General features: G+C 68.8%; 12 protein-coding genes. 2 read left to right on the top strand and 10 right to left on the bottom strand.

What is annotated here, in order from left to right; translation table 11 throughout:
• Positions 1-31 precede the first annotated feature (31 nt).
• The gene (locus HUA78_RS43945) at positions 32-301 is read left to right on the top strand and encodes a hypothetical protein (protein ID WP_174463757.1); all 270 of its coding nucleotides are present in this window, start codon (positions 32-34) and stop codon (positions 299-301) included.
• 31 nt (positions 302-332) lie between these two features.
• Positions 333-764 carry a hypothetical protein gene (locus HUA78_RS43940; protein ID WP_141647915.1) on the top strand — a complete coding sequence of 144 codons (432 nt, stop codon included), beginning with the start codon at positions 333-335 and terminating at the stop codon, positions 762-764.
• A gap of 13 nt (positions 765-777) precedes the next feature.
• On the opposite strand, the gene HUA78_RS43935 is transcribed toward HUA78_RS43940, so the two are convergent.
• The 10 genes from HUA78_RS43935 to tssD form a co-directional block, all read right to left on the bottom strand.
• Complete coding sequence (locus HUA78_RS43935; protein ID WP_141647914.1) at positions 778-1,761, bottom strand: alpha/beta fold hydrolase; 984 nt, start codon at positions 1,759-1,761, stop codon at positions 778-780.
• 57 nt (positions 1,762-1,818) lie between these two features.
• A complete protein-coding gene (locus tag HUA78_RS43930) occupies positions 1,819-2,787 on the bottom strand; it encodes a nitronate monooxygenase family protein (protein WP_217441895.1) in 969 nt (322 codons plus the stop codon).
• A gap of 137 nt (positions 2,788-2,924) precedes the next feature.
• The gene (locus tag HUA78_RS43925; protein WP_174458801.1) at positions 2,925-3,476 is read right to left on the bottom strand and encodes a TlpA disulfide reductase family protein; all 552 of its coding nucleotides are present in this window, start codon (positions 3,474-3,476) and stop codon (positions 2,925-2,927) included.
• A gap of 116 nt (positions 3,477-3,592) precedes the next feature.
• Complete coding sequence (locus HUA78_RS43920; RefSeq protein WP_254614770.1) at positions 3,593-3,982, bottom strand: HPF/RaiA family ribosome-associated protein; 390 nt, start codon at positions 3,980-3,982, stop codon at positions 3,593-3,595.
• 121 nt (positions 3,983-4,103) lie between these two features.
• Entirely contained in the window at positions 4,104-5,177 is a 1,074-nt protein-coding gene (locus tag HUA78_RS43915; protein WP_174458800.1) for a hypothetical protein, read from the bottom strand.
• 6 nt (positions 5,178-5,183) lie between these two features.
• Positions 5,184-7,841, bottom strand: a complete 2,658-nt coding sequence (tssH, locus tag HUA78_RS43910) for a type VI secretion system ATPase TssH (RefSeq protein WP_174478918.1) — start codon at positions 7,839-7,841, stop codon at positions 5,184-5,186.
• Between the two features lie 85 nt (positions 7,842-7,926).
• Positions 7,927-8,970 carry a type VI secretion system baseplate subunit TssG gene (gene tssG, locus HUA78_RS43905; RefSeq protein ID WP_174458798.1) on the bottom strand — a complete coding sequence of 348 codons (1,044 nt, stop codon included), beginning with the start codon at positions 8,968-8,970 and terminating at the stop codon, positions 7,927-7,929.
• Entirely contained in the window at positions 8,934-10,688 is a 1,755-nt protein-coding gene (tssF, locus tag HUA78_RS43900; RefSeq protein ID WP_174458797.1) for a type VI secretion system baseplate subunit TssF, read from the bottom strand. Before tssF ends, tssG begins: the two co-directional genes overlap by 37 nt.
• Positions 10,689-10,716: 28 nt before the next feature.
• Positions 10,717-11,112, bottom strand: a complete 396-nt coding sequence (tssE, locus tag HUA78_RS43895; RefSeq protein WP_141647908.1) for a type VI secretion system baseplate subunit TssE — start codon at positions 11,110-11,112, stop codon at positions 10,717-10,719.
• A gap of 74 nt (positions 11,113-11,186) precedes the next feature.
• Positions 11,187-11,678, bottom strand: a complete 492-nt coding sequence (gene tssD / locus HUA78_RS43890) for a type VI secretion system tube protein TssD (RefSeq protein WP_141647907.1) — start codon at positions 11,676-11,678, stop codon at positions 11,187-11,189.
• Between the last annotated feature and the right edge of the window lie 82 nt (positions 11,679-11,760).

Raw genomic sequence — 11,760 nt, 5'->3', positions numbered from 1 at the left:
GGCCCGGACAACATGAAGGGAGAATACTGATATGACAATTGAATCCCCGAACGGCATCAGCTCCATTCCCGTCGTCATCGACATGGGCAAGCAGCGGAACAAGAAGCTCAAGGACCTCAAGCGAGGCCGAGGCGCGCTGATGCTCGAAGTGGGCGAGGCCCTGAACGAAGTCCGGGACAGGCTGGGCGAAGAGGCCTTTGGCAAGCAGTTGGTCCCCGTCGTCCTCATCTACCGGAAGCAGGCCAAGAAGAAGAAGCGGGGTGGGCTGTCGCTGCCGTTCATGCCCCCCTTCATGCCCTGAACCCACGCAGTGGACTCGAGGAGCGAAAGTCATGAGCATTCCAGGCAAGGAAGTGACCACCGAGACGGCCGTCAGGGTGGATGGCAACGGTGGACAGATGGTCGCGACCGAGGTGGTGATTGAACGCACCCGTTCGCAGGGCAAGAAGAAGAAGCGCAAGACGAGCAAGGGGTTGAAGAACCTGGACAAGGCGCACGACAACGCGAGTCGTGCGATGGAGCACCTGTCCGCGTCCGTCTCCGACGGGCTGAAGACCTATCGTCGGGAGCAGAAGGCCTCGGCCGAGAAGAAGAAGGACGGCGCCCTGCGAGACTTGATGAAGAACTCCGGCAAGGCGGCGAGCGATTCCTTGAAGACCTTGAGCAAGGTGCCTCTCGACCTCACCCGGACCATCGACAACAAGCGCAACCGCAAGCAGGTGCGGGCCGTCGCGCGGTTCATCGCCGGCCCGCTGGGTCGCTAGCGCGCTTACGGCCCTAGCCCTGCTGTGCGGGCTGGAGCCGTGTCGCGGGCTCGTGGGCCAGCCGGGGCGACGTCTGCTGGAGGAAGTCCCGGACGACGGCCACCGTCTGGATGGGGTCTTCCTCCATGGGCACATGCCCCAGTCCTTCCATCATCACCAGACGGGACTGGGGGATGCGCGACTGGAACTGCCGCGCGTACTTGGGGAGGATCCACTCGTCGCGGCTGCCCCAGAGGATGAGCGTGGGGACCTTTATCTCCGACAGCCGCGCCTCGAGTGACGGGTCCCCGTCCTTCTGGGCGAAGCGCTGCCGGGTGGCCTCGCGATTGCCCTCGCGCAGGAGCATGTCCACGTAGAGGTCCACGGTCTCCGGTGTCACCCGCCGGGGGTCGCCATACGTGCCCTTCACGGTGCGCTTCACCATGAAGCGCGGGGTCGTCCAGCGGACCACGCGGCTGAGCACGGGCGTCTCGTAGAGCCGCAGGGAGAACGGTATCGGCTCGTCGCGCCGCAGGCCGAAGGCGTCCACCAGGATGAGCCGCTCCACCTTCTCCGGATGGACCACGGTGTAGCGCCAGGCGAGGCCGCCCCCCATGGAGTTTCCGCCCAGCGTGAAGCGCTTGAGCCCCAGGGCCGACACGAAGGCGTCCAGCCAGGCGACCTCCTCCAGCGGACTGTAGCGATTCTGGGGGTCCGGCCCGGTGAGGCCCTGCCCCGGCAGGTCCATGGTGATGACCCGGTACTCGCGCGTCAGCGCGTCCATCCAGCCTTCCCAGGTGTGCAGCGATGCGTTGGAACCGTGGAGCAGCACGAGGACCGGGCCGGTGCCCTGGTCCCGGTAGTGCGTCCGCAGGCCGTCGACGTCGATGAACTTCGACGGCTTGCGTGCGCGTCGTGCCTCGATTTCGCCCGCGGGGCGGTCCCGTCGAACCGCCAACGCGAGGGCCGCGCCCCCCGCAAGACCCAGACCGATCGCCCACTTCGCCGCGCGATTCATGAAGCCTCCGAGCGCGCCCGGTCCTCGTCACGAGTCCCGTTCATGCGCGCGCGGAAGCTAGGTCCGTAGACTCAGCCGCAGAAGTACGTCACCGGCCTGTCTGTCCATCTGCTCAAGTATCTGCGCCGCGGTGGGAATGTCTCGAATCAAGCCCGCGGCCTGTCCGACGGGGGTGTGTGCGATGCTGTAATCGCCCGCGGCCAGCGCGGCCTGGAACTTCGCGCGCTCCTCGTCAACGACGGCCAGCAGCTCCTCCTCGCGACCGGACCAGCGCTCCGTCATCGTGTTCTGGAGGGCACGGAAAGTGTAATCCGGTGGCCAGTGCAACCCGCGTAGGATATCGAACACGATGGAGCGGTCCGTCTGGTCTCCTGTCAAACGAACGGCCATCTCCTTGGAGGCGCTGTTCCCCAGCGACTCGCGGCTGGCCCACAGCCGGGAGCCCACCAGCGCGCCGTCCGCGCCCAGCGCGAGCGCCGCCGCCAGCCCCCGCCCATCGGCGATGCCTCCGGCCGCGAGCAGGAGCGTGTCCGGTGAGCGCGCGGCGAGGATGTCGGCGACCTCGGGGACCAGGGTGATGGTGGCCCGGTTGGTCATGCCATGGCCGCCCGCCTCGCTGCTCTGCGCGACGATGATGTCCGCACCCGCCTCCAGGGCGAGGTCCAACTGGGCGAGTCGCTGAATCTGGCAAATCAGCGCCGCACCCGACGCCTTGATTTTCGCGGCGTAGGGACGGGGATCTCCAAAAGACAGCATGAAGGCGCGCGGCTTGTGGGAGAGCGCCGCATCGAGGACCTGGGGATTCTTGTCGAGCGACCAGGTGATGAGGCCGCCGCCCACGACAGCGTCACCGGCGAGGGCATGTTCCCTGGCAATCCAATCGGCGTCGCCGTAGCCCCCGCCAATCAGGCCCATCGCACCGGCACGACTGACGGCTCCCGCCAGGAGCCCGCCGGCCACCAGGGCCATGGGCGCGCAGACGATGGGATACTTCAGCTCGAAGCGTTCGGTGAAACGAGTCTTCATGACGAGGCACCGGGGGTCGGGGACACTGGCGCTCATAGGCCAATGTTGACGAGGCCGACAAAGGCCCCACGGTGCCGGTTGTTTATTGGCTGATACGTCGATGCCTCACGCGAAATGTCTCGCCGGGCTCGACAGGGCTACAGCATCCACCGCCAGGACAGCCCCGCCAGGGTGGTGTAGCCCACCACGGAGCGCTCGATGCGCCCTTCGGGCGAGAGGAAGAACACCGTGGGGAACATGTTCACCCGCCATGCCTGCTGAAGCGAGTCGTCGCCGAGCAGTACCGGGTAGTCCACCGCGTGCTCTCGGGTGAAGCGTCGCACGGCCTCTTCGTCTTCGTACGCCAGCGCCACGGACACCACGTGCGCCGAGTCTCCCGCGAGCCGCCGCAGTTGCGAGAGGTTGGAGGACTCCGCGCCGCACACGCCGCACCAGGGCGCCCAGAAGGCGAGCACCACGGGTTTGCCGCGCAGCGACTGAAGCGACACCGTCTCGCCTTCGAGCGTGCGCAGCGTGAAGTCCGGCGCTGGAGCGCCCGAGCCTGGAAGGTGTCGCGTCTGCCAGGCGGCCACCGCCACGAAGACGAGCGCGAGCAACACCAGGTCCACGCCCCACCGCACCCACCAGCGCTGACGCGCTCGCGCCCAGGCGGCACGCACGTTGGCCAGTGCTCCGGACCTGCTTTGCATCCAAGACCTCCACACACACCGTGCCGCGCGAGCGCCAGGGCTCACGCGGCACCGAATCATCCTGCCACCGTCAGGGCCCCTCCGGGTGGAAGGACCCTGACGCGGCTCAGCTCACGTCAGGAGGGACTTGGCAGCTCCTCGGGTTCCCAGGGCGCGGTCCTCACGCTCTCCCCATCGCTCCGGTGGGTGCGTCCCAGGGACTTGCCCACCGCGTGGCCCGCGCGCTCCAGGGCCCGGTCCACCGCCCCGGCGAAGCTCGCGTCCACGGCCTCCGCCGCGAGCTGCCCGCCCTGTTCGAGCTGGACCGTCACCTTGGCCACCTTGTCCACGCCGCCGCGTGGGCCGTTGATGTCCTCCAAGCGCACCATGACCTCACGGACCCTGTCGGACAGTCTCCCCATCGCGAAGCGCGCGCGGCGCTCCACGTGGTGACGCAGGGTGTCGGTGAGGGTGAAGTGTCGGGCTCGGATTTCGATTCGCATCCTCGGCTCCTTCTGGCCCACCATGGGCCTATCTCCTATCTGCAGGCCCGGGAGTTTCGGCGCCAATAGGAAAAGCCCCGGAGGACCCTCGAAAAAACGAAGGGTTCCGGGGCGGAATGAGGACGCGCGACGCGCTGTTCGCTCTTTACGGGCCGCCGCTCTTCGCCGCGGCCGGAGGCGTCTTCGCGGGCGGAGCCACGGGCTTGCTCGCGTCCCCGGGGGGCGTCGTCGCGGGCGCGGCTTCCGCCGTCGCCGGCTTGTTCTTCGGCGGCATGGGCACCAGCGGCTTCTCCGGCTCGATCTTCGCGCCGATGCGCACCTGCTGCTCCACCATGCGAGACCACAGCGACGCCTTGGTGCTCACCAGCGCGTTGTCCGCGAGCACCAGCGTCCGGGTGTCCTGGGCCCGGCGGTAGATGCGCGGCCCCACGTCCGGCTGCGCCGGGTCCGAGTCGCTCACCTGCACCTGCTCCTGCACGCCGATGCCCGCCTCGCTGAAGGACAGCGATGACGTCAGCTCGAACTTGCGGGTGAGGTTGTTGGGCAGCTTGAAGGTCAGCTCGCGCGACAGCGGGAACCACGCCGCGCCCAGACATGTGCGCTCCGGGTTGGACACCGACTCCGTGAAGAAGCGGTTGCGCCGCAGCGGCATGATGCGCGCGTGCCGGCGGCACACGTCCGTGCCGTCCGTGGTGCAGGCGTCGCCCTCCGCGACGAGGACATCCGTGCCACCCACGCGCTCCAGCCGCAGCTTCGCGTTCTTCGGCATGGAGCGCAGCGAGCCCAGCGCCTCCACGCGGAAGCCCAGCTCCGTCGTCTCCACCAGCGCCACCGGCCCGAGGGCCTCGCCGTTGGTGAAGCGCCGCGTAATCACCCACGCCAGCCGCTGGCCGGCCTGGAGCGTCTCCAGCACCAGGTCCTCCTCGGTGAGCTTCTGCGACGGCGGAAGGGGCAGGGCGTCGGGGCCGGCCTCCACGCACTCGTCGGCGGTCGGGTCCTGCCACCACACGGGCGCGCCCGCGCAGTCCACCGCGGGGTGCGGAGCCGTGCCGGCGTCCTTGTCATAGCCGTGCAGGAGCAGGGCGAACCAGGTGTCCGGCGTGGGGAACGAGCGTGCGTTGGGGCCCGCCTCGGCGAAGCACATCGCCGGCTTGGGCACGCTGGCGCAGCCGGCCAGGAGGGACAGCGCGACACCGCAGACCTGAAGCGTTCGTTTCATGGGTTCTCAGGCCTCGGCGAACCGGAGGTCCCAGTCGCCTTCCGCGGTGAGGGCCACGTGCAGCTTGGGGGGCACCGCGCCGCCCACCAGGTGCTGCAACAATTCGCGGGAGAGCACGGGCATCAGCGAGCCCTGGAGGATCTGCTCCATGTTGCGCGCTCCCATCTCCGACTCCGTGCACCGGCGCGCCAGCTCGTCCAGCAGCTCCGGCGCCAGCGTCGTCTCCACGTCGTGGGCCTCGCGCAGCCGGCCCACCAGCTTGTTCAGCTTCATCTCGGCGATCTGCCGCATGACGTCGCGCTGCACCGGACCGAAGGGCACCACCGTCATGCGCGCCAGCAGCGCGGGCTTGAAGTGCTGGCTCAGCGTGGGGCGGATGGCCGTGAGCACCTGCTCCGACGAGGGCTCCAGCCCGTCCTCGAACATCTTCATCACCCGGTCCGAGCCCAGGTTGCTGGTGAGGATGATGACGGTGTTCTTGAAGTCCACCGCGCGGCCCTCTCCGTCCGTCAGCATCCCCTTGTCGAACACCTGGTAGAAGAGGTTCATCACCTCCAGGTCGGCCTTCTCGCACTCGTCCAGCAGCACGACGGAGTAGGGCCGCTGCCGCACCGCTTCCGTGAGCAGGCCGCCCTCGCCGTAGCCCACGTAGCCCGGCGGCGAGCCGATGAGCCGGCTCACCGTGTGCTTCTCCTGGAACTCGCTCATGTTGAGCGTCGTCATGAAGCGCTCGCCGCCGTAGAGCGACTCGGCCAGCGCCAGCGCCGTCTCCGTCTTGCCCACGCCGCTGGGCCCCACGAAGAGCATCACGCCAATCGGCGCGTCCGGGTTGCGGATGCCCGCCTGGGAGATGCGGATGATTTCGCCCACCTTCTTGAGCGCCGCTTCTTGTCCACGCACGCGGGTGCGCAGCCGGTCCTCCAGGTTCAGCACGGCCTCCAACATGTCACCGCGCATCTTCCCCACCGGCACGCCCGTCCAACCCGCGACGACGCGCGCGACGATGTCCGCGTCCACGTCCGAGTGCACCAGCGGAAACTCGCCGCGCGCCGCCGCGAGCGACTTCGCCGCCGCGTCCACCGCTTCCTTGAGCGCCGCGGGCTCGGCACCCGGGGCAGGCTCTCGCAGCGCCTTGCGAGCGTCCATCAGCGCGACGACGGCCGCGCGCTCTGTCTCCCAACGCGCGTGCAGCGAGGCCCGCGAGTCCTGCGTGGCGCGCAGCTTCGCCTCCGCTTCGGCCAGTGCCTCCTGCGCGTCCTCCCCACCTTCACCGTCGGCCAAGTCCCGCTTGAGCGCGTCGCGCTCGCGCTCCAGGCCGGAGATCTCCTGCTCCAGCGCCACCAGCTCCTCGGGCCGCGTGGACAGCTCGATCTTCACGCGGGCAGCCGACGTGTCGAGCAGGTCCACCGCCTTGTCCGGGAGCTGCCGGCCGGAGATGTACCGGCTGGACAGTCGCACGGCCGCGGTGACGGCCTCGTCGCGGATGGTGACGCCGTGGGACGCCTCATACGTGGGGCGCAGGCCGCGCAGCATCAGCTCCGCGTCCGCCTCGCTGGGCTCGTCCACCTTCACCGGCTGGAAGCGCCGCTCCAGCGCCGCGTCCTTCTCGAAGTACTTCTTGTACTCGGCCCACGTCGTCGCGGCGATGGTGCGCAACTCGCCTCGCGCCAGCGCGGGCTTGAGCAGGTTGGCCGCGTCGCTGCCGCCCTGCGAGCCACCCGCGCCGATGATGGTGTGCGCCTCGTCGATGAAGAGGATGATGGGCGTGGGGGATGCCTTCACCTCGGCGATGACGGCCTTGAGCCGGTTCTCGAACTCGCCGCGCACACCCGCGCCCGCTTGCAGCAGGCCCAGGTCCAGGCCGAGCAGGTCCACGTTGCGCAGCGCCTCCGGCACCTCGCCCCGCACAATCGCCCAGGCCATGCCCTCCACGAGCGCCGTCTTGCCCACGCCCGGCTCGCCCACCAGGATGGGGTTGTTCTTCCGGCGGCGGGAGAGGATGTCGACCATCTGCCGGATTTCGCGGTGACGGCCGAAGATGGGGTCGATCTTCCCCTCGCGCACCCGCCCGGTGAAGGACGTCGCGAAGCGCTTGAGCGCCTCGTCACCCCGGCCTCCTGGCGCACTCGCAGCGCCGCCACCCGAGCCGCTCGCCGCGCCGTCGGCCGTGGTGACCTCCACGTTCTCCGGCGAGGGCTCCAGCAGCACGTCCAGCGAGCCCAGCAGCTCGTCGCGGGAGATGGCGTCCAGCTCGGGGAAGATTTCCGCGGTGTAGCGCGAGCGGCGGGTGATGAACTGGACGAACAGGTGCCCCGAGCGCAGCCGCGTCGCGCCGTGCTCCACCGAGGCCAGGAGCCACGCCTCCTCGAACCACTGGAAGAGCGTCTCGGAGAAGACGGGCCGCCCCGCGTTGCCGGCGCGCAGGCCCTGCAGGGCGCGCTCCATGCTGGTGGCCAGGTGCCGCTTGTCCACCCCGAAGTGGTGGAGCAGGCGCGCCACGTCCGAGTCCTCGGGCTCCAGCATCTGCGCCAGCATGTGCTCGGGGACGATTTCGTAGAACCGTCCCGCGCTCGCGCGAGCAACCGCCGCTTCCAACAGGCGGGTGGAGGTGGGCGTCAGGCGACGGACAAGCGCTTTCGGATCGACGCGAATGGGAGCCCCCAAGCTGTGACAACGGTGGTCGACGGTATACCGGGCGGCTGTTACGCCGTAAATCCCCGCACCCCGGGGCCGCCCATCCCGGAGCGTCTCATCTCACGACGGGAACACTCAGGTGTGTCTGCTGGCTGGAGCCCAGCCAGGTGTCGCGGCCGAGCTGGCTCGGCTCCTTGCGAGACAGCCGGAACTGCTGACGCACCCCTTCGGTGAGACCCAGCTCCAGATCATACTCCAGCGGGTCCCGGACGAAGAGCGACACCACCTCCCGCACCAGCGGTAGCAGGTCCCCATCCGGCATCAGCCGCTTGTAGGCGCGCGGCGGCAGCGGGCTGATGTGCAGCTGAATCTTCCCCGTCCGGTCGAACGCCTTGCCCCCCAGCAACATGTTGCGGCCGAGCTGATGGTTGGCCCGCCCCAACTGCACCCGCGCGTCGATGTCCACCCAGCGGCCCACGAACTGCCGCACCGACACCTTCGCGCCCTCCAGGTCCTCGTTCAGCACGTCCTGGAGCGCGACCTCCAACTGCTCCGCCGTGCGGGAGCGGCTGGCGAGCAGCGGGGCGATGCGCAGGAGGCGCCAGGTCGGCAGGCCTCCCTTGCGGGGCTGCTCGTACGTGTCGAAGCCGCCCAGGGCGAGCAGCCGCCGGGACCACTGGTCCGTGAAGGACGTGTCCGTCTCGCTGGTGATGCGGTACTTCGACTCGATTCGATACAGCAGGGACAGGAGCCGGTGGTGGAACAGGTCCAGGAACTCGCGCCGCACGGGCGCGTCCGGGTCCTCCTGCGCGACTTCCTCGGCGATGTAGTGGGGCAGGGGGCTCACCGCGCCCGTCAGTCCCAGAAAGCGCGTCACCACCTCGAACAAGGGGCGGCGTGAGGACGGGTCCTCCGGCCGCACCGGCACGTAGCGCAGCGTCACCTCGCTGACGTCGCCGGAAGGGAACCCGAGCGACGGGTCATGTCGGAAGCGGATCATCTCCTCGTTGACGGGCCCGGGCCCGCCCACGCGCACCGCGTCCTTGGTGAGCCGCTCCAGGTAGGCCACCAGCGGGAAGAAGCCCACCCGGGGTGCCGCCTCGGCCAGCTTCCGGGCCTCTTCTACAAGAGCGTCTGAGAGCCGTTCCTCGGAAGCCACATGTACTCCGTCTGCGAGGGGTGGAGGCGGATGCTCAGCTCGTTGAAGGAGTTGATGGTGACGTGGGACGCGAGCAGTTCCTCCAGCACGCAGCCGAAGAGGAACGAGTCCCCCACGCCCATGAAGTTCTCCTCGTCCAGGTCCACCCGGGTGCGGTGGCCTCGCAGCGGCGCGCCCTCCAGGAAGCGCGTGACGGGTTTGGTCTCCACCGCGCGGATGGCGTTGATGCGCAGGCGGCTGGCGCGCGCGGCCAGGTTGTCGGTGAGCGAGTGGAAGTTGTACAGGTCCATCAGCCGCCGCAGCGCCGCCGCGTCCGCGAGCGAGTGCTGGTTGATGGCCAGATGGGACAACAGCCGCCAGTGCAGCTCCGCGCCCAGCGGCGCGCGCGCGGGCCGGCTCACCGGGGAGATGTTCTTGAACTTCGCCTGGGTGGGGCTGGCGGACGTGGACTCCGTCAAGTCACCCACTTGGAGGCGCGACGGCAACGTGCGGTTGGTGCACGTCAGGTCGATGGAGAGCGCCTCCTCGGCCCCGAGCACCGGCGCCACGTCGCGCGGGGTCTCCAGGGTGATGTACATGTCGATGCCTTCATCCAACGGCGAGTGCATGCGCCGCAGCCGGTAGAAGGACTGCTCCGCGTCGCCGCCCGCCGTATGGCTGAACTCGAAGAAGGGCCGGTAGCCGCGCCGCTCGTTGCGGCCCGACTGGAGGCCCGTCACCGAATCCACGGAGTACACCTCCGCGTGGTTGGGTGGCAGGTCCGCGGCGCGCAGCAGGTGTTCGCGGTCCAGCGCGTGGTGGAGGACGGGGTTGGCCGGGGCGCTGAAGAGATTGACCACCGGAGCGCAGTGCAGCCGGAACATCTCCCGGTGGATGCGCGCGTCCAGGGGCGGTGGCCGCTCCAGGTGGAAGGCGATTTCGAACCGGTCCTCACGGACGCTCATCGCCGCCGCGTCCAGGTTCTTCACGTCGAAGAACAGGAACTTCTCCGGCAGCGTCAGGTACTCCTGCAACAGCCGGTAGCCCTCGCTCGCTCGCGGCCACGGCAGCAGGCGGAAGTCGCGCTGGAAGCCCACCGCTTGGAGGGAGCCCGCGGGCAGCTTGATTCCGTCGCCCTGTGAGGACGCGCCGCGCACCCGCACCTGTCCGCAGTAGCGCAAGAGACACAGCAGCACCACGGCGGAGGCGGACAGCTCTCCGTGGATGAACAGGCGCAGGCCCTGCTGGCGGAAGACCTCGGCGCGGCCCTGCTCCGTCGTCTGGAACGACAGCCGCAGCACGGGGGAGGTAATCGACGAGCGGTCCAGCATCGCGTCGGTGAGCTGCACCGGCAGCAGGTCCACGTCCGTCGTGGTGCGGAAGACGCAGCGGGTGCCGTCGATGGGCTGCGAGGCGACCTCCGCCCCGGCGGCCAGCTTCGAGCGGCCGCGCAGCGCGCGCAGGTGCGGGGAGAACTCGACGATGGACGCGGCGGGCAGGGGGCGCAGGTAGTGCGGCAGCAAGAGCTCCGTCAGCCCATGCACCAGCTCCGGCACGTCGTCGTCCACGCGCTCGCGGATGCGCGCCGTCAGGAAGGCGAAGCCCTCCAGCAGCCGCTCCACGTCCGGGTCCGCGCCGCGCTCCACCAGCAGGCCCGCCAGCGACGGGTTGGCCAGCCCGAAGGCCCGCCCCATCTCCCGCAGGTACGTCAGCTCGCTCAGGTAGTACTTGCTGAACATCCTCGCCCTCCGCCCAACACCCCGCGGTTCACCACAGGTCCACGCGCCCGCCCGGGTTCATCTGCGTGTGGAAGCGCACCGTGCCTTTTCGCGTGCGCGTCGCCAGCTGCGCGGTGATGTCGAACCGCAGCGCCGTCGGATCATCCGGGTCCGGCGAGTGGTTCACCACCACGCTCTTCAGTCTCGGCTCGAAGTCCTGGATGGCCGTGCGGATGGACTGCGCCATTCGCGGCACCGCCGATGGGTACGTGTGGACGATGTCGTTCAAGTCCAGGATGCCGAAGGCCGGTGAGGCCACGGACTCACCCTTGCGCGTGTTGAGCAACGCGCGAAGGTGCTCCGCGATGGACTCCACCACGTCGCCGGGTGGGGCGAGCGCGCCATTGCCTTCGGCGATACGTGACAACAAACCTCGGGAGCCCATGCGTGTCTTTTATTGAGGCCACCCCCGGCCGCCCGTGTCGATTGCGCCACGGACGACCGGTGGAGGAGCACGCATCAGCGCTGGGTGTCCCAGGTGTCCTCGTGCGTCTGGCCGCCGTTGCTGTACGTCCAGTTGATGGTGTGGAAGACGATGTTCAGCTCCTCGAGCGGAGGGCTGTTGGAGCTGGTCGGCACGAACGCATCCGGCACGAACTGCTTGATGCTGTTGATGCGCGCCTTCTTGATGGACGTCGTGTAGAACTGCTCGGTCGTCCCGTCGCCAGAGGGGTTCGGGCGGAAGAACTTGAACGTCGCCTCGATGACGGTGTTCTCGCACAGCGCCTTCATCAGCAGCGGCGAGGCCTTGTCGATGCGCTTGCGGATGGTGATGCCCTCGTACTGACGGCGACCCACGGCCAGACCCGAGCCCGCCTCACGAGCGGTGAACACCTTCTGCTCGTAATAGATGGCCTCGATGGCGCCCTCGCGGCCGAGGCTCGTCTGGGTGCTCTCACCCGCGATATCCTGCCCGTTTGCCTTCAGGTACACGAAAACTGATTCAGCCATGGAACCAACCTCTTTGCTGTGCGCGCGAAGGCGCGCGGGTGGCCCAGGCTCATTTCGAGCCTGGGAGTGGAGCCCACAGAAT

This window comes from Myxococcus sp. CA033, from assembly GCF_013336625.1.
In the GTDB taxonomy this organism is placed as follows: domain Bacteria; phylum Myxococcota; class Myxococcia; order Myxococcales; family Myxococcaceae; genus Myxococcus; species Myxococcus llanfairpwllgwyngyllgogerychwyrndrobwllllantysiliogogogochensis.
The sequence above is the reverse complement of the archived record's forward strand: the minus strand, read 5'-3'. Positions and strand labels throughout refer to the sequence as shown.